General features: G+C 63.9%; 17 protein-coding genes. 13 read left to right on the forward strand and 4 right to left on the reverse strand.

Going from position 1 to position 16,986, the window contains the following annotated elements:
* Nucleotides 1-14: 14 nt before the first annotated feature.
* Together FEZ59_RS08215 and FEZ59_RS08220 are read right to left on the reverse strand one after the other, a co-directional pair.
* A complete protein-coding gene (locus FEZ59_RS08215; RefSeq protein WP_172932524.1) occupies nucleotides 15-635 on the reverse strand; it encodes an AmiS/UreI family transporter in 621 nt (206 codons plus the stop codon).
* Between the two features lie 110 nt (nucleotides 636-745).
* On the reverse strand, nucleotides 746-1,825 hold the full coding sequence (locus FEZ59_RS08220; RefSeq protein ID WP_029254338.1) for a substrate-binding domain-containing protein: 1,080 nt from the start codon (nucleotides 1,823-1,825) through the stop codon (nucleotides 746-748).
* 107 nt (nucleotides 1,826-1,932) lie between these two features.
* Between FEZ59_RS08220 and FEZ59_RS08225 the strand changes: the two genes are divergently transcribed.
* Nucleotides 1,933-2,358, forward strand: a complete 426-nt coding sequence (locus tag FEZ59_RS08225) for a MarR family transcriptional regulator (protein ID WP_172932525.1) — start codon at nucleotides 1,933-1,935, stop codon at nucleotides 2,356-2,358.
* A 36-nt stretch (nucleotides 2,359-2,394) separates the two neighbouring features.
* Here FEZ59_RS08225 and acs read toward each other — a convergent pair whose 3' ends face one another.
* On the reverse strand, nucleotides 2,395-4,326 hold the full coding sequence (acs, locus tag FEZ59_RS08230) for an acetate--CoA ligase (protein WP_172932526.1): 1,932 nt from the start codon (nucleotides 4,324-4,326) through the stop codon (nucleotides 2,395-2,397).
* 364 nt (nucleotides 4,327-4,690) lie between these two features.
* On the opposite strand from acs, the gene FEZ59_RS08235 reads away from it, so the two are divergent.
* From FEZ59_RS08235 to FEZ59_RS08255, 5 genes are all read left to right on the forward strand, one after another.
* Entirely contained in the window at nucleotides 4,691-6,307 is a 1,617-nt protein-coding gene (locus FEZ59_RS08235) for an ABC transporter substrate-binding protein (RefSeq protein ID WP_020968269.1), read from the forward strand.
* A gap of 125 nt (nucleotides 6,308-6,432) precedes the next feature.
* Nucleotides 6,433-7,359 carry an ABC transporter permease gene (locus FEZ59_RS08240; protein ID WP_019746637.1) on the forward strand — a complete coding sequence of 309 codons (927 nt, stop codon included), beginning with the start codon at nucleotides 6,433-6,435 and terminating at the stop codon, nucleotides 7,357-7,359.
* On the forward strand, nucleotides 7,352-8,308 hold the full coding sequence (locus FEZ59_RS08245) for an ABC transporter permease (protein ID WP_003946092.1): 957 nt from the start codon (nucleotides 7,352-7,354) through the stop codon (nucleotides 8,306-8,308). The genes FEZ59_RS08240 and FEZ59_RS08245 overlap by 8 nt, the downstream gene beginning before the upstream one ends.
* A gap of 5 nt (nucleotides 8,309-8,313) precedes the next feature.
* Nucleotides 8,314-10,038: an ABC transporter ATP-binding protein gene (locus FEZ59_RS08250; protein ID WP_172932527.1), complete on the forward strand. Its 1,725-nt coding sequence runs from the start codon at nucleotides 8,314-8,316 to the stop codon at nucleotides 10,036-10,038.
* Between the two features lie 56 nt (nucleotides 10,039-10,094).
* Entirely contained in the window at nucleotides 10,095-10,844 is a 750-nt protein-coding gene (locus tag FEZ59_RS08255) for an oxidoreductase (RefSeq protein ID WP_172932528.1), read from the forward strand.
* A 390-nt stretch (nucleotides 10,845-11,234) separates the two neighbouring features.
* Here FEZ59_RS08255 and FEZ59_RS08260 read toward each other — a convergent pair whose 3' ends face one another.
* Nucleotides 11,235-12,053: an HAD-IB family hydrolase gene (locus FEZ59_RS08260; RefSeq protein WP_019746641.1), complete on the reverse strand. Its 819-nt coding sequence runs from the start codon at nucleotides 12,051-12,053 to the stop codon at nucleotides 11,235-11,237.
* A 312-nt stretch (nucleotides 12,054-12,365) separates the two neighbouring features.
* On the opposite strand from FEZ59_RS08260, the gene ssd reads away from it, so the two are divergent.
* The 7 genes from ssd (at nucleotide 12,366) to FEZ59_RS08295 (ending at nucleotide 16,979) form a co-directional block, all read left to right on the forward strand.
* A complete protein-coding gene (gene ssd, locus FEZ59_RS08265) occupies nucleotides 12,366-13,460 on the forward strand; it encodes a septum site-determining protein Ssd (protein ID WP_020905980.1) in 1,095 nt (364 codons plus the stop codon).
* Nucleotides 13,457-14,638, forward strand: coding sequence for a TadA family conjugal transfer-associated ATPase (locus FEZ59_RS08270; protein ID WP_172932529.1), 1,182 nt, complete (start codon nucleotides 13,457-13,459; stop codon nucleotides 14,636-14,638). Before ssd ends, FEZ59_RS08270 begins: the two co-directional genes overlap by 4 nt.
* The gene (locus FEZ59_RS08275) at nucleotides 14,635-15,423 is read left to right on the forward strand and encodes a type II secretion system F family protein (RefSeq protein ID WP_172932530.1); all 789 of its coding nucleotides are present in this window, start codon (nucleotides 14,635-14,637) and stop codon (nucleotides 15,421-15,423) included. Before FEZ59_RS08270 ends, FEZ59_RS08275 begins: the two co-directional genes overlap by 4 nt.
* The gene (locus FEZ59_RS08280) at nucleotides 15,420-16,004 is read left to right on the forward strand and encodes a type II secretion system F family protein (RefSeq protein WP_172932531.1); all 585 of its coding nucleotides are present in this window, start codon (nucleotides 15,420-15,422) and stop codon (nucleotides 16,002-16,004) included. The genes FEZ59_RS08275 and FEZ59_RS08280 overlap by 4 nt, the downstream gene beginning before the upstream one ends.
* 65 nt (nucleotides 16,005-16,069) lie before the next feature.
* Nucleotides 16,070-16,273 carry a DUF4244 domain-containing protein gene (locus FEZ59_RS08285; protein WP_020905984.1) on the forward strand — a complete coding sequence of 68 codons (204 nt, stop codon included), beginning with the start codon at nucleotides 16,070-16,072 and terminating at the stop codon, nucleotides 16,271-16,273.
* Complete coding sequence (locus tag FEZ59_RS08290) at nucleotides 16,273-16,632, forward strand: TadE family type IV pilus minor pilin (RefSeq protein WP_020968274.1); 360 nt, start codon at nucleotides 16,273-16,275, stop codon at nucleotides 16,630-16,632. The genes FEZ59_RS08285 and FEZ59_RS08290 overlap by 1 nt, the downstream gene beginning before the upstream one ends.
* Nucleotides 16,629-16,979: an Rv3654c family TadE-like protein gene (locus FEZ59_RS08295; RefSeq protein WP_172932532.1), complete on the forward strand. Its 351-nt coding sequence runs from the start codon at nucleotides 16,629-16,631 to the stop codon at nucleotides 16,977-16,979. Before FEZ59_RS08290 ends, FEZ59_RS08295 begins: the two co-directional genes overlap by 4 nt.
* Nucleotides 16,980-16,986: the final 7 nt, after the last annotated feature.

Raw genomic sequence — 16,986 nt, forward strand, 5'->3', positions numbered from 1 at the left:
CTTGGTTGTGTGGATCAGTTGAAGACTGGATGAGTCTGGGGTACTGCGGCTTTGGGTGCGGCGAGGATCTTGGCCAGACCGAGGAGAACTAGAAGCGCTCCGGCCCAGCCGGCGGCTACCGCGGGTGTGGTGTGGAAGTTGTCGGTCAGGATCAGAAAGGCGGGAACAGTACAGGTGGGCTGGCTCAGCAGGACTGCTGCCCAGCCGGTGAAGCGGCTGAGGTTCTCACGGACGAGGCCGAGTACCAGGAAGAACAGCGTCCACAGTGCTGCCCATGCGAGCCAGATGACCCCGAAGACGGGGTCGTTGCTCACCGTGAACGAGAGGAAGGAGTACACGAGCGCGGCGCACGCGACGAACAGTGAGAACCACCCGATTCCTTCCGGTTCGAAGCCGGCGAGATTGCTGATTCCCACGTAGAGGTAGGTGAATCCGAACAGGTAGAGGCCTGAGGCCGCCAGGACGGCGCTCGAATCTCCCTGTGCCTGAATCAACAAAACGGTGGGGACGACGCATTGAAGTGCGCCGACGAAGAGATTGAGGACCGAGGCGGATCGAACGGGAACTGTGCCGAGCAGCATCAGTCCGTTGACGAAGAGGACGGCTCCCACGTAAAGCAAACCAACACTGCCCATCGGGCACCTCCGGTTACTTTCGGGACGGGTTACTTTCAAATGAAATGATTCCAAATGAAACTAAGTGATGCGCGCCACAGAAGTCAAGAGGTGGATCTCAGGGGAAGGTTTCAGAGGGTGGCGATGATCGAGAAGTCGAGTCCGTCCGCGACGGCCAGCTGAATCTTCTGTCGTGCAACGCGATCGCGAAACTCGACGGTTCCGCGAGGCCCGTCGTACGCGGCGCCTTCGACGACGGCGTCCAGGGCGTGCGGGTGGGTGCTGTCGGCGCGTCGAACCAGGGCCGAAAGGGTATGTATCCCTTCGTAACACGACTCGGCAGCGTTGTTCAGCGCCGGGGCGTGCGCGCCGTGCAGTGCGATGTAGCGCCCAAGCAGGTCCATGGAGTTACCGTCGACCATCGAGCGGAAGTACGCTGCCGAGGCAAACAGGTTCCGGGTTGCGCGGGGGCCGCTTGCGAGCAGCATGTTTTCTTCCATCAACGGGCTGAACCGGATCATCGACTCGTCGAGGCCTCGGCGGGCGAAGGCTCGGTTGAAGTCGACGGCGTCCTGTCCGACGAGGAGCATGATCACGCCGTCGCAACCGGAGTTCGAGACGGTCTCGACCAACTGCTTCATGTTGCCGCGCCCCAGATCGACAAACGAACCGCCGACCAGGGTGAGGTCGAGTTCGGTGGCGAATTGCCTCACGGCCCCGAGCGAGCTGTGAGGCCAGATGTAGTCGTCGCCGACGACGAACCACTTGCGCGCTCCGACGTTGTCGCGCAGCCACTTCAGTGCCGGCGCGATCTGCTGTCGTGGTGTTTCGCCTGAACAGTAGATTCCTGGTCTGACCTCGCCGCCCTCGTAGAGCGAGGTGTACGAGTACGGAATACGGCCTGCGACCACCGGTGCGAGTGCGTGGCGGACCGAGGAGATGTGCCAACCGCTGACGGCGTCGATGTCACCTGCGTCGAGTAGCTGTTGCACGCGGGCTGCGACGACGCCCGGCGAGGCGCCGCCGTCGATCACTTCGATCTGGACTTCGCGTCCCAGTACGCCGCCGGAGTTGTTGAGGTCGCGGGCGGCCAATTCGCTGATCGCCTCACACGACGGACCGAACAGTCCGGCCGGCCCTTGGAGGGGAAGCACCATGCCCAGGCGCCACACGGCGCTGCGCGCGCGTTCGAGCGCGCCGGTAGCGCTCATGCGTCGCCGCCGGAATCGGAAGTCAGCGGCCTGGCCTGGGTTACTATCATTTCATTTGAAAGTATTGCCCGAGAAGTGTGAAGTACGCAACAGCGGGGGAGCGATCAGTGGGAAAAAGTGACTCCGGAATTCTTGATGCTTCGCTGACGACCACGCTGGTCCGGGTGGCTCGAATGGCCGCGGCAGCGGCGGAGAAAGCGCTGGCGGCTGAGAATCTCACTCTCGATCACTGGATGACGCTCGAAGCCCTGGCGTCGACCGAGGGGCTGACGATGGCTGAGTTGCGCGATCGAACGGGAACACCGGCTCCGACGCTGACGCGAGTTGCGGACAAGTTGGTCTCGCTTGCGCTGATCTATCGCGAGGTCGGTGAGGACGATCGCCGGAAGGTGCGCGTGTTTCTCTCCTTGCGCGGAAAATCTCTGCATAAGCGGGTTGCCGCAGATATTCGCGTGGCCGAGGAGTCTTGGCTGACGTCGAAAGAGGAAGTGAAGTTGCGAGAGGGGCTCCGCCCCTGTGCGCCTTTCCGGTAGTGGGGACTACCAAAAAGGCGCACGGGGCCGAAGGCCCTACTTGCCGCGGATTGCGTCGAATACCTTGGGGTCGACCAGGGTTGAGGTGTCTCCGAGGTCGCGGCCTTCGGCGACGTCGCGCAGGAGGCGGCGCATGATCTTGCCGGATCGGGTTTTCGGCAGTTCCGGCACGATCGTGATCTGACGCGGCTTGGCGATGGGGCTGATGTCGGTGGAGACCTGCGCCTTGAGCTCGGCGATCAGAACGTCGCCGGTGTTCTCGACGCCTTCGCGCAGGATGACGAACGCGACGATGCCCTGTCCGGTGGTCTCGTCCGCGGCACCGACGACGGCGGCTTCGGCGACTCCGTGATGGTTGACCAGTGCTGACTCCACCTCGGAGGTGGAGATGCGGTGACCGGAGACGTTCATGACGTCGTCGACACGGCCGAGGACCCAGAGGGCGCCGTCGTCGTCGTACTTGGCGCCGTCACCGGCGAAGTACCAGCCTTCTTCGGCGTAGCGGGACCAGTAGGTGTCGCGGTAGCGGTCCATGTCGCCCCAGATGCCGCGGAGCATCGCCGGCCACGGCTCGTCGAGGACGAGGTAACCGTTGCCGCCGGGGCCGAGGGGCTTGGCGTCGTCGTCGACGATCTTCGCGGAAATGCCCGGCAGTGGTGCCATCGCGGATCCGGGCTTGGTGGCGGTGATACCGGGCAGCGGGGAGATCATGATCGCGCCGGTCTCGGTCTGCCACCAGGTGTCGACGATGGGAACCTTGTTGCCGCCGATGACGTCGCGGAACCAGCGCCACGCTTCGGGGTTGATGGGCTCGCCCACAGATCCGAGGAGACGGATCGAGGACAGGTCGTGGGCGTCGGGGATTTCCCGGCCCCACTTCATGAACGTCCGCACGAGGGTGGGTGCGGTGTAGTAGATGGAGACGCCGTACTTCTCGATGATGTCGAAGTGGCGGTGCTCGTTCGGGGAGTTGGGGGTGCCTTCGTAGACGACCTGGGTGACACCGTTGGAGAGGGGGCCGTAGACGATGTAGGAGTGTCCGGTGACCCAGCCGATGTCGGCGGTGCACCAGTAGACGTCTTGTCCCGCTTTGTGATCGAAGACGTTGTGGTGGGTGTACGACGCCTGGGTGAGGTAGCCGCCGGAGGTGTGGATGATGCCCTTGGGCTTACCGGTGGTGCCGGAGGTGTAGAGGATGAACAGGGGATGTTCGGCGTCGAAGGCCTGCGCTTCGTGCTCGGGCGAGGCCGCCGCGACGGTCTCGTGCCACCACAGGTCGCGGCCGTCGGTCCACTCGACGTCGATGCCGGTCCGGTTGACCACCAACACGTTCTGGACGGAGTCGGCGCCGGCGACGGATTCGTCGACCGCTGTTTTGATGGGTGCTGCGGCGCCGCGTCGCCACTGGCCGTCGACGGTGACGACGAGCTTGGCTTGGGCGTCGTCGATGCGCGAGCGTAGGGCAGTGGCGGAGAATCCGGCGAAGACGACCGAGTGGGTCAGGCCGAGGCGGGCGCAGGCGAGCATGGTGACGATCGCTTCGGGGATCATCGGCATGTAGATCGCTACGCGGTCACCGGCGACGAGGCCGAGGTCGGTGAAAGTGTTTGCGGCGCGGCTGACTTCGGCGAGGAGGTCGTTGTAGGTCAGGTCGCGGCTGTCGCCGGGTTCGCCTTCGAAGTGGATGGCGACGCGGTCGCCGTTGCCGGCGAGGACGTGGCGGTCGACGCAGTTGTAGGCGACGTTGAGCTTGCCGCCGACGAACCACTTGGCGACGGGGGCGTCGGTCCAGTCGAGGACGTCGGTCCATTTCTCGTGCCAGTGAAGGCGCTCAGCCTGATTCGCCCAGAAAGCGAGGCGGTCGGTATCTGCGGCAGCCTGCAACTCCGGTCCCGCGTTGGCGGCCGCAGCGAACTCTGCGCTCGGCGGATATGCCTGGGGGACGTCTGTTTCGGCTGCGCTTGTCATGGCTGACGGCCTTCTTTCCACATTGATCGACACTTTTCTGACTCCGTGTGAGGGTAGTCACAAGCTCGCTCAAACGCACCGTTGCATCACGTTGCAACCCGTTGTCCTGCGACGATCGGTCGAATCGATGCGACGGGTGGTCACTTCCGCCGACGAATGAATGTGCCCGAATTCAATTACCCCCAATTTTCCAACAATGGGTGCGGTGCGCGCTTCGGGTTCGATGTGTCTATTGTCAAACCATTATTCGACCGCAACTCGAAGTCACGTTCACTTTCAGTTGTAGGCGACACGACGCCGGCAGTTACGGCTGTCGGCAGGCCGCGAGCATGCTCGGGGTCACTTAGATGTGGAAGGAATTCCTTTGCGTATCTCACGCATAGCGACCGGCGCGGTCGCGCTCGGAATGACGGCAGTGCTGATCACGGCATGTTCGTCCGGCGATTCGTCGGGCGGATCGTCCAGTGGCGTCGTCAACGCCTGGGCGGGCGAGCCTCAGAACCCGTTGATCCCCACGAACACGAGTGAGAACATGGGCGGCCGCGTCCTCGACTCACTGTTCTCCGGTCTCGTTTCGTACACCGCAGACGGCGGTACGGAGAACGAGGTTGCCGAGTCCATCGAGAGCACCGACGGTCAGAACTTCACCGTCAAGCTCAAGGACGGCTGGACCTTCACGGACGGCACCCCCGTCACCGCGAAGTCGTTCGTCGACGCGTGGAACTACGGAGCCCTCTCCACCAACGCTCAGCTTCAGGCATCGTTCTTCGATCCGATCAAGGGCTACGACGAAGTTGCCGCCGAGGTTCCGACGGCACAGACCATGTCGGGTCTGAAGGTTGTGGACGACTCCACCTTCACCATCGAACTCAAGCAGCCCGAGTCGGCGTTCCCCGATCGCCTCGGCTTCACGGCGTACTACCCGCTGCCCGAGGTCGCGTTCAAGGACATGACCGCCTTCGGTGAGAACCCGATCGGCAACGGCCCCTACAAGCTCGACGGAACCGGCGCGTGGCAGCACAACGTCCGCATCGACACCGTCGTGAACCCGGACTACAACGGCAACCGTAAGCCGAAGAACGCCGGCGTCGACTTCATCATGTACAACAGCCTCGACACGGCGTACACCGATCTCCTGGCCAACAACGTCGACGTTCTCGACCAGGTTCCGCCGAGCGCCGTCACGACCTTCGAGTCGGACCTGCCCGGACGCACCGTCAACCAGCCGTCGGCAACCATCGAGACGTTCACGATCCCGGGTCGCCTGCCGCACTTCAGCGGCGAAGAGGGCATGCTCCGCCGTCAGGCGATCTCGATGGCGATCAACCGCGATCAGATCACCCAGCAGATCTTCAACAAGACCAGGACGCCTGCACTCGACTTCACCAGCCCCGCAATCAAGGGCTGGAACGACTCGCTGACCGGTAACAGCAACGTGAAGTTCGATCCCGAGGCGGCCAAGGCTGCTTGGGCCAAGGCCGACGCCATCGCACCGTGGTCCGGCAGCTTCGAGATCGCCTACAACTCCGACGGCGGACACCAGGAATGGGTCGATGCCACGGCGAACAGCATCCGCAACACCCTCGGTATCGACGCGAAGGGCAAGCAGTACGCCACCTTCGCTCAGATCCGCACCGAAGCCACCGACCGCACCATCCAGAGCTCTTTCCGCTCCGGTTGGCAGGGCGACTACCCGCAGCAGTACGGCTTCCTGGCGCAGAACTACCAGACCGGCGGCAGCTCCAACGACGGTGACTACTCCAACCCCGAGTTCGACCGCCTCCTGCGCGAATCGGCCGGCCAGACCGATCAGGCGAAGGCTCAGGAACTGCTCGATCAGGCCCAGGAAGTCCTGCTCAAGGACCTGCCCGCAGTTCCGACGTGGTACCGCAACGCTGCCAGTGGATGGTCGGAGAACGTTTCCAACGTGACCATCAGCTGGAACGGTGTTCCGGTCTACGAAGACATCGAAAAGAACTGACGCGTAGAACGATCCGCATCTGAAACGTGAGTTCGGGGCGGCAGGCGCCCTGCCTGCCGTCCCGAACTCGTGTTCACACCGGACTGTCCGCTGACGTACACGATCATCGACAAGGAGGTGATCCGATGCTCTGGTACATCGGTCGCCGAGTGCTTCAAATGATCCCGGTTTTTCTCGGGGCCACTCTTCTGATCTACGCCATGGTCTTCCTGCTTCCCGGTGATCCGATTGCCGCGTTGGCGGGCGACAAGGCGCTCAGTCCGGCTGTGGCAGCACAGCTTCGGGAGCGCTACCACCTCGATCTCCCCTTCTATCAGCAGTACCTGCTGTACCTGAAGGGCATCTTCACGCTGGACTTCGGCACGTCGTTCTCCGGACGACCTGTCAGTGAAGTTCTGGCACAAGCATTTCCGATCACGATGAAACTTGCCTTCATGGCACTGATCGTCGAGACGGTCTTCGGTGTCGGCTTCGGCCTCATCGCGGGCCTGCGTAAGGGCGGATTCTTCGACAGCACCGTCCTGCTGTTCAGCCTCGTTCTCATCGCCATCCCGATCTTCGTGATCGGCTTCCTGGCTCAGTTCTTCATCGGCGTCAAATGGGGCATCGTCCCGCCGACGGTCGGTGGCAACACCAGCTTCACCAATCTCCTGCTCCCCGCCCTGGTTCTCGGTTCGGTCTCGTTCGCGTACGTACTGCGACTGACCCGAACGTCCGTGGCGGAGAATCTGACTGCCGATTACGTCCGCACCGCTACCGCCAAGGGACTTTCCCGTGGACGAGTGGTTCGCGTGCACGTGTTGCGCAACTCGCTGATCCCCGTGGTCACGTTCCTGGGTGCCGACCTCGCGACGTTGATGGGCGGCGCCATCGTCACCGAGGGCATCTTCAACATCAACGGCGTCGGTGGCACGATCTACCAGGCCGTGACCAGAGGTGAAGCGCCGACGGTGGTTTCGTTCGTCACCATCCTGATCGTGATCTACCTGATCGCGAATCTGCTCGTCGACCTCTTGTACGCCGCGCTCGATCCGAGGATCCGCTATGTCTGAGACCGTGAAGACCGGACGCGCTGTCCGGCAAAGTCATTTCGTGGCGCCGCCCGAAGTTGCGGCACCGGGGGAGACGGACGCCGTCAAACTCGATCAGGCGCCGACGAGCATGTGGACCGACGCGTGGCGCGACCTACGCAAGCGTCCCCTGTTCATCATCTCGACGATCATCATCCTCGCGGTCATCGTCATCGCAGCGTTTCCGGGCTTGTTCACAAGCACCGATCCGCGGTTCTGCGACCTCACCTACAGCATGCAGGGGCCGACCTCAGGGCACTGGTTCGGTTTCGACCGCCAGGGCTGTGACGTGTACTCGCGCACCATCTACGGTGCTCGCGCATCCGTACTCGTGGGCGTCGGTGTCACGGCGTCGGTGCTGGTGATCGGCGTGATCTTCGGTGCGCTGTCCGGTTTCTACGGCGGATGGACCGATTCGATCCTCTCCCGTGTCGCCGACATCTTCTTCGGCATCCCGCTGATCCTGGCTGCCATCGTCCTGATGCAGCTCTTCACCGATCGCACCATCTGGACCGTCGTCGGTGTGCTGGCGCTCTTCGGCTGGCCGCAGATGGCAAGAATCGCTCGAGGCGCGGTGATCTCGGCGAAGAACAACGATTACGTCATGGCCTCGGAAGCGTTGGGTGTCTCGAAGCTCAAGACACTGATCCGCCACGTCATCCCGAACTCGTTGGCGCCCATCATCGTGGTCGCCACCATCTCGCTCGGTACGTACATCGTTGCCGAGGCGACGCTGTCCTTCCTCGGTATCGGTCTTCCGTCCACCGAGGTTTCGTGGGGCGGCGACATCAGCAACGCTCAGGTGACGCTGCGTCAGGGTTCGACCATTCTGTTCTACCCGGCAACGGCTTTGGCGATCACCGTTCTCGGATTCATCATGATGGGTGACGCTCTGCGCGACGCCCTCGATCCCAAGTCGCGGAAGCGGTGAGCACGATGACCACCAAGGAAACTCTCACCTCGGAGGAAACTCCGTTGCTCGAGATTCGTGATCTCGAGGTGTTTTTCCAGTCCAATTCCGGTCCGGTTCCGGCAGTTCGAGGCGTCAGCCTGACCGTCTACCCGGGTCAGACGGTCGCGATCGTCGGCGAATCGGGTTCGGGTAAGTCCACCACCGCCCACTCGATCATCAATCTGCTTCCCGGCACCGGCAAGGTGACGGCAGGCGAGATCATCTTCGACGGCAAGGACATCTCGAAGGTCTCGGAGAAGGACTTCGTCCACATCCGGGGAAGCCAGATCGGTTTGGTTCCGCAGGACCCGATGTCGAATCTGAATCCCGTGTGGAAAGTGGGCTTCCAGATCGAGGAAGCACTGGCCGCCAACGGGATCGCCAAGGGCAAGGCAGCCAAGGTTCGGGCCGCCGAACTGCTCGAGGAGGCAGGACTCGCCGAAGCTGAGAGCCGGTTGGGGCAGTACCCGCACGAGTTCTCGGGCGGTATGCGTCAGCGCGCACTCATCGCGATCGGGTTGTCCGCTCGTCCGAAGCTCCTGATCGCGGACGAGCCGACGTCGGCGCTCGACGTCACCGTCCAGCGTCAGATCCTCGACCACCTCGACGGTCTGACAACGGAACTCGGCACCGCCGTTCTGCTCATCACTCACGATCTGGGCTTGGCCGCCGAGCGCGCCGAGCATCTGATCGTGATGAGCAAGGGTCGTATCGTCGAATCCGGTCCGGCACTGGAGATTCTGAAGCGCCCGCAGCATCCGTACACGCAGAAGCTGGTCGCGGCTGCGCCGTCGTTGGCGTCGAAGCGGCTCAGCTCGTCGGTGGCGCGCGCCGAGATTCGCGAACAGGCGGAAGAGGTCGCCGAAGCGGTCAAGGCCGAGGAAAGTGCGGCAGAGTCCTTCGGCAAGGCGACCGACGACGTTCTTGTCGTCGATCATCTGACCAAGGTGTTCAAGCTGCGCAAGGGTTTCCGCAAGACCACCGACTTCACCGCCGTGAACGACGTGTCCTTCAAGGTCCGCCGCGGAACCACGACTGCAATCGTCGGCGAATCGGGTTCCGGTAAGTCGACGGTCGCGCAGATGGTTCTCGGTTTGCTCGAGCCCACCGCAGGCAACGTGGTCTTCGACGGTCAGGACGTGTCCAAACTCGGTGCGAAGGAAACCTTTGCGTTCCGTCGTCGAGTGCAGCCGATCTTCCAGAACCCTTACGGCACGCTCGACCCGATGTACTCGATCTACCGCACGATCGAAGAGCCGCTGCGTACCCACAAGGTCGGGACCAAAGCAGAACGGGAGGCTCGCGTCCGCGAACTTCTCGACAAGGTCGGTCTGCCCCAGTCGGTCATGCGACGGTTCCCGAACGAGCTCTCCGGCGGACAGCGTCAGCGCGTCGCAATTGCGCGAGCGTTGGCACTTCAGCCGGAGGTCGTGATCTGCGACGAGGCGGTCTCCGCTCTTGACGTGCTCGTGCAGGATCAGATCTTGACCCTGCTCAACGACCTGCAGGCAGAGTTCGGGTTGACGTACCTCTTCATCACGCACGACCTGGCCGTGGTTCGCCAGATCGCGGACAACGTGTTGGTGATGTCGCGTGGCTCGATCGTCGAATCGGCACCGATCGACGACGTGTTCGGCAATCCGCAACAGGACTACACCCGCAAGTTGCTCGACGCGATTCCCGGCGGGTCCATCACGCTGGGAAGCTGACGCAACAGGTAGGTAGGCAAGTCCGCAGAGGGGCTGCAAGGGTACCGTCGTTGATCGTGACGGACCCCTTGCAGCCCCTCGTCGATCTTCCAGGCGTACGCGCCGCCGCCGATCATGCGCGCGACGCTCTGGGTGAGGTTCATCGGCACAAGACCAACCGTCGCGGTTGGCCCACCACTGCCGCCGAAGCCGCGGTTCGCGCTGCGCGAGCTTCCGCATCGCTGGCCGGTGGCACCACCGAATTGCCGGCCGAGGGCATGGCCGGTGATCCGATTCTCGCGGGTGCTCTGCGCGTGGCTCAGGCTCTGGACGGCGACAGTCTTCCCCTCATGGAGTCGACGTGGAAGCGCGCCCCGCTGCAGGCTTTGGCCCGGCTGCACCTGCTGGCCGCGGCAGACCTCGTCGAGGGCGCGGATCAACTGGGGCGGCCACGGTCGGATCGCGGAGTGGGGGAGCGGTTGGACGCTCTCGCGCAACTCGTTACCGGCGGAACCAGTGCACCGGCGCCGGTTCTGGCGGCCGTCGTGCACGGAGAACTCTTGGCGCTGAGCCCGTTCGGCACCGCTGACGGCATTGTTGCACGTGCGGCTTCGCGTCTGGTTGCGGTCTCGTCCGGGTTGGATCCGCACAATCTGGGAGTCCCCGAGGTAAGTTGGCTTCGGCGGCCGCAGGCGTACACGGACGGCGCGGCTGGATTCGCTTCGGGAAATCCGGCGGGTGTCGGCAGTTGGGTGATCTTGTGCTGTGGAGCTCTCGAAGCCGGTGCGCGAGAAGCGACTTCGATCGCCGACGCGGCGACTGGATAGTCTGCAACAGGGCGGGGCCGGCACATAACGAACGGGCGGCGCTGCCGATAAATCGACTTCGCCGCCCGTCAGCACGGACTACTCGTTACCAAGCGTGCTCGGTGGGTTGTGTGGGTGGCCTCGGCGAGGGATCGCACTTTCTGAGGTCGTCCCCGCAACCGGTGCGGGGTCCTCGCTCAAATTGAACGAATCTCGCAGGCCCACAACGCTTCTGCCCTTATAGTGGCTTGTGCTCCGCGTGGGTGCCCTAGTGCCCGTGCTAGGAATTTCGGTTGGGGAAACGGTCCTTCTCTTCCGAGCCGTTCCTGGCCTTCCGTTCTTCCGTAACTCCTTTGTACCCTGTGTCCGGGCTCACAGCAAGTACCAATTTTTGTTTGTGGGCATTGGATTTCAGCGTTTCCGACGCAGTAGCCCGAAGGTCATGGCGCCGGCCACCAGAGCTGCGATTCCCACCGCTGCAGTTGTGGCGACCGTCGTCGTGGACTGGGCTGACAATCGCGCGCGAAGCGAGACCGGGTTCGAGAAAGTCAGTATGGGCCAACCGTTTACGGCCGCTTCCTTGCGTAATGCACGATCGGGGTTGACTGCGGTGGGATGTCCGACCGCCTCGAGCATGGGCAAATCGGTCACCGAGTCGGAGTAGGCGTAACTGGCGGCGAGGTCGTAGCCGTATTCCGCGGCGAGTTTTTCCATCGCCTCGACCTTGCCCGGACCGTAGCAGTAGAAGTCGACCTCGCCGGTGTAGTGGCCGTCTTCTTCCCTCATCGACGTCGCCACGGAATGGGTGGCGCCGAGGGCGCGGGCGATCGGAGCGACGATTTCCTCGCCCGACGCCGACACCACGATGACGTCGTGTCCACGCAGCTTGTGATCTGCGATCAGATCGGCCGCCTCGGCAAAGACGAGTGGGTCGACGATGTCGTGCAGAGTCTCCGCGACGATGGCCTTCACCTGTTCCACGTCCCAGCCCGCGCACATCGCAGTCAGGTGCTCGCGCATGCGCTCCATCTGATCGTGATCGGCGCCGGACAGAAGAAACAGGAATTGCGCATAGCTGCTCTTGAGAACCGAGCGCCGATTGATCAGACCCTGGGCGAAGAATGGCTTGCTGAACGCCAGGGTGCTCGACTTCGCGATGATCGTTTTGTCCAAATCGAAGAAAGCGGCTGTCCGCCCGGTATTCAGTCCGTTCGCAGGCTTGTCGGTCACAGGAATGAGGATAGTCCGACAGGCGGTTCGTGTGCTCCTCGGCAAGCGTCCTCTTTCGGCGAAAAACAGCAGTTCAGTGCAGCTCAGGCTTGCATTTCTCGCCAATGGCGGGTGTAAGATCGTTGCTGTTCGATTCGTTCGAACTAGTTCAGCCCGACCCCCCGGGGCTGAACTCAGACGGCCCCCGCCTCCTCCCCCCATTGGCGGGGGTCGTCCTCTGTCTCAGGCCTGTTTCTCCACAACTTCCCAGTTGTCCACAGGCTCTCTCGACCCACTGTTTTCGGTGCCGGTGCTCGTTCAGGCTCTGCAGTCATGAACACGACGATCAACTCTCGGGAAACCGGGGCTCCCATTCTGGTTCTCGTCGACGACGCGAAGGTCCTCGCGAGCGTGCGCCGCGTCGCTGCCGCGGTGGATCGCTGTCTGGACGAGGCCGAGCATCCCGTTTCTCGGCAACAGTGGAACCGGGCCTCGGCGGTCGTGTTGGACGCGTCGGCTGCGCGGGATGCTCTGACTCGTTCCCCTAAACGAACGCGAGTGTTCCTCGTGTGCGACGGCACACCGACCGTCGACGACTGGAAGAGCGCCACCGCGATCGGAGCCGACAGCGTTCTGTCCTTGCCGGAAGAGGAGAACGCACTGGTCGCAGTTCTGGCCGACCACGTCGACGTGAGTGGTGACGGCACCGTCGTGAGCGTGGTGGGTGGTTGTGGTGGCGGCGGAGCCTCGGCAACAGCTGCGGCTGTCGCGTTGACGTCGGCGGCACGTCACGTCCCGACGTTACTGGTGGACGTCGACGCCCTCGGCTCCGGCGCTGATGTGCTGTTGGGCATCGAGACGACCCCCGGATTGCGTTGGGGTGCACTGACCGTCGAGGGCGGGCGGTTGGCCCCGGATGCGCTGCGCGATGCCCTGCCGGCAAAGGGAAAGTTCTTGAGGGTTCTGGCGAGCAGTCGCCGCGAGATCGACGGTCCGACAGTGACCGCCGTTCGCGCCGTGCTGGACGCAGGTCGCAGTTCCGGCGGACTCGTGGTCTGCGACGTGCCACGTCATCCCAGCGAGGTAGGTCAGGCCGCGTTGGAGATGTCGGATTTGGTTCTCGTGGTGGTTCCGGCCACCGTGGCTGCGTGCGTCGCTGCCGAGAAGGTCGGAGCCTGGGTGGTGCGACACAACTCCAATGTCGGGCTCGTCGTGCGTGGGCCGGCGCCGGGAGGCCTACGCGGCGCCGATGTGGCAGACATGCTCGGCCTGCCGCTGACGGCCGTGATGCGCGGCCACCGCTCGCTGGCGCCGATGCTCGAGCGCGGTGGCCTCGAATTGACCCGAGGTTGTCCGCTGAGTGCGGTGGCAACGGCGGTACTCGACGCCGTCGAATCCGGCGCACGCCCGCGCAGGGCTGCGGCATGAGCGCGTTGGTCACGACAGAACTGCTCGACCGAGTTCGCGAGCGGCTGACGGCGTCGTCGGTCGCCGAGCCGACGGCGGCCACCGTTGCCGACGCCGTGCGAGCCGAGTCCTCCGGCGTTCTGGCGGACACGGATCTGTTGGAGGTCGTCAGGGTGCTCCAGACGGAACTGACAGGCGCAGGGCCGCTCGAACCACTGCTGCACGAACCCGGTGTCGCCGATGTACTGGTGACCGCGCCGGATCAGGTCTGGGTGGACCGCGGGGTCGGCCTCGAAAGGTCCGGGGTCCGGTTCACCGACGAGGCAGCCGTGCGTCGACTGGCGCAGCGGTTGGCACTGTCGGCAGGTCGACGCCTCGACGACGCCCAACCGTGGGTCGACGGCCGTCTGCGGGGCGTCGGCGACGGGCACTTCGGGGTGCGACTTCATGCCGTACTCGCACCGGTGGCCCAGGGCGGAACCTGCGTGTCACTGCGAGTGCTGCGGCCCGCAACACAGGGTCTCGACGCGCTGTGTGCTCACGGCGCCGTGGAACCGGACGCGCGCGAACTCCTCGATCGCATCATCTCTTCTCGCTTGGCCTTCCTGGTGATCGGCGGGACCGGCGCGGGAAAGACCACGTTGTTGTCCGCCATGCTCGGCGCGGTCGACCCGCGCGAGCGAATCGTCTGCGTCGAGGACGCGGCCGAACTAGCGCCGCCGCATCCGCACGTCGTCCGCCTCGTCGCCAGGGCTCCCAACGTCGAGGGCGTCGGAGAGGTGACGGTGCGCGATCTGGTTCGGCAGGCACTGCGGATGCGTCCCGATCGCATCGTCGTCGGTGAGGTCCGCGGTGCAGAGGTGACGGATCTGCTTACGGCGATGAACACCGGCCACGACGGCGGCGCCGGCACAGTTCACGCCAATTCGCCCGAAGAGGTGCCGGCCAGACTCGAGGCGTTGGCTGCGCTCGGCGGTATGGATCGCCACGCGTTGCACAGTCAACTTGCCGCGGCAGTTCAAGTGATCCTGCACGTACACAGATCGGCCGACGGATCGAGGCGTCTCGAACAGATCGGCGTCATCGACCGCGGTGCGGACGGATACGTACAAATCATGCAGGCATGGCCGGACGGCGATTCGGGTCGTGAGCGGCTCGAGCGGATGTTCCGGCTTCGCAACCGGGAGGTCGGGAGGTGACAGTTTCCTTCCTGGTCCTCGCGTTGGCGGTCGTGCTTGCACCCGTGCGGGATTCACGTGCGCGGCTCGCTACGTACAGGCCGACTATCCACAGGCCCGCCCGGCGCACTCCGTGGGAGTTCGTCGCCGCATTTTTCGCGGTGTCGGCCGCATGGGTAATCGGAGGCTTGTCGGCAGGATGCGCGGCGGTCGTCCTCGCCGGAACCTTGATCTTTCGTGGGCGCCGCGCGAAGGCGGCCGAAAACCGGGACCTCTCACAGAATATGCTGCTCTCCGGTCTGGAGGTGCTGATCGCCGAGCTGAGCGTCGGCGCGCATCCCGCAGTTGCCAGTTCTGTTGCAGGCGAGGAATGTAGCGGCGAAGTAAGTGCGGTGTTCCGGTCCGCTGGGGCCAGGGCGCGTCTCGGTGGTTCTGCCGCGGCGGCCTTCGCGGTACCGGATTCGTGCATCGAGCGTGAGTTCTCCCGCATCGGATCCGTCTGGCGGGTCGCAGACCAACACGGTCTGGCTCTGGCTGAACTACTCGGCGCGGTCCGGACGGACATGTTGGGGCGTAGACGCTTTCGTCAGCGCACCGAGGCCGGGTTGGCGGGCGCTCGGGCGACGGCTGCGGTGCTGGCTTTTCTACCGCTGCTGGGGATCGGCCTCGGCCAGTTGATGGGGGCGTCGCCTCTGCGCGTGCTGTTCGGCGGTGGGCTCGGCGGCGTGCTGCTCGTGATCGGAACTGCCTGTGTCTCAGCTGGTTTGCTCTGGACCGACCGGATAACTGCGAAGGTCACGTCGTGAGTTGGGCATCCGTGGCGATGATCGCGTTGGCGCTCGCGATCATTCCCGCTCGCCGCGGCGCTTCGGCCAGGGCGGCAGAAATTCTGTTCGCGGACACAACAACAGAAAATTCGGTTTCAGCCCCGGACAAGCCGGATCCACTCGCAGTTGCCGCAAGTCTCGACCTTCTCGGGGCCTGCCTGCGAGCGGGGCTTCCCGTCTCCGCCGCGATCACAGCGATGGCGTCGACCGCGCCGAAACCGATGGCCGACACGCTCAGTCGCGTGGCCGACCTTCTCGCGCTCGGTGCCGACCCCGACGCCGCGTGGAGCGAAGCCGCTCTCGATCCCGATACCGAGGCGCTCGCCAGAATGGCTCGGCGTTCCGCCCGTTCGGGTTCGTCGCTGTCCTCGTCCATGGCCGAACTCGCCGAGCGCAGTCGAGGTGACGCCGAGGATCTGGCTGCTGCCGCGGCCGAACGTGCGGGAGTGCTGATCAGCGGTCCACTCGGACTGTGTTTCCTGCCGGCGTTCATCGCCTTGGGCATCGTCCCGGTGGCGATCGGGCTTGCCACGACTGTGCTCGGTAACGGCCTGTTGTGAGCCGGATCCGTGTGAAAGCTCCTGCGGCAGAACTGCTGCCACAGGTTTTGATTGAAGGGGGAAAAATGATTTCGAAGACGTTCAGGACGATGTCGGCCAGATTTGCGCTGTTGGTAACGGAGGACGACGGTATGTCTACCGCGGAGTATGCGATCGGCACGATTGCGGCTGCCGCATTCGGTGCCGTCCTGTACACGGTTGTCACCGGCGACTCCATTGTCTCGGCGCTGACGGGCATCATCGACAAGGCGCTCAAGACAGCTGTGTGATGTTGTCCACGAGAGGTATTCGGCAAGCCGACGACGGCGCCGTGACGGTCGAGGCCGCGATTGCTCTGGCTTCGATCGTCACGGTGGTCGTGCTGTGTATCGGTGGTGTCCTCGCGGTGTCGATGCAGGTTCGGTGTGTCGACGCCGCTCGTGAGGCCGCGCGGTTGGTGGCACGTGGTGATCGTGAGTCTGCGGTCGCCACGGCCCGCCGGATCGCACCCCAAGATGCGTCGATCTCGGTGGAGATCGTTGACGGCTTTGCCGTTGCCGTTGTCAGCGCCGAGAGTACGTTGCTGCCGTTGGTCGACATTTCTTCCGAGGCTGTGGCAGCTGTGGAGTCAGGGGTGGAAGAGGGGTGAACCTACGTGACGACGAAGGTGTTGCGACGGTTCTGGCGTGCTGCGTTCTGGCAGCGATCGTGATGGTGACTGGTGGGACGCTGCATGTCGGGTCCGCGGTGGTGGCCCGGCACACTGCTCAGTCGGCCGCTGATCTTTCGGCTCTCGGCGGTGCGGGCGCCTTGGACGGAGGTGAGGCGTCTGCGTGTGCGAAGTCCGCGGCGATCGCGGAGCGTATGCGTACGGTGCTCGCGGAATGTGAGGTGCAGGGGTGGGATGTAGTTGTCGAGATACGTGCACCGGTGTTGTTGTCGGGCTTCGGGATCGGCGATGCGCAGGCCTACGCTCGTGCGGGTCCGATCGGCTGATCGTGTC

The sequence above is a fragment of the Rhodococcus sp. MS13 genome (assembly GCF_013277835.1).
GTDB classification, from domain to species: Bacteria; Actinomycetota; Actinomycetes; order Mycobacteriales; family Mycobacteriaceae; genus Rhodococcus_F; species Rhodococcus_F erythropolis.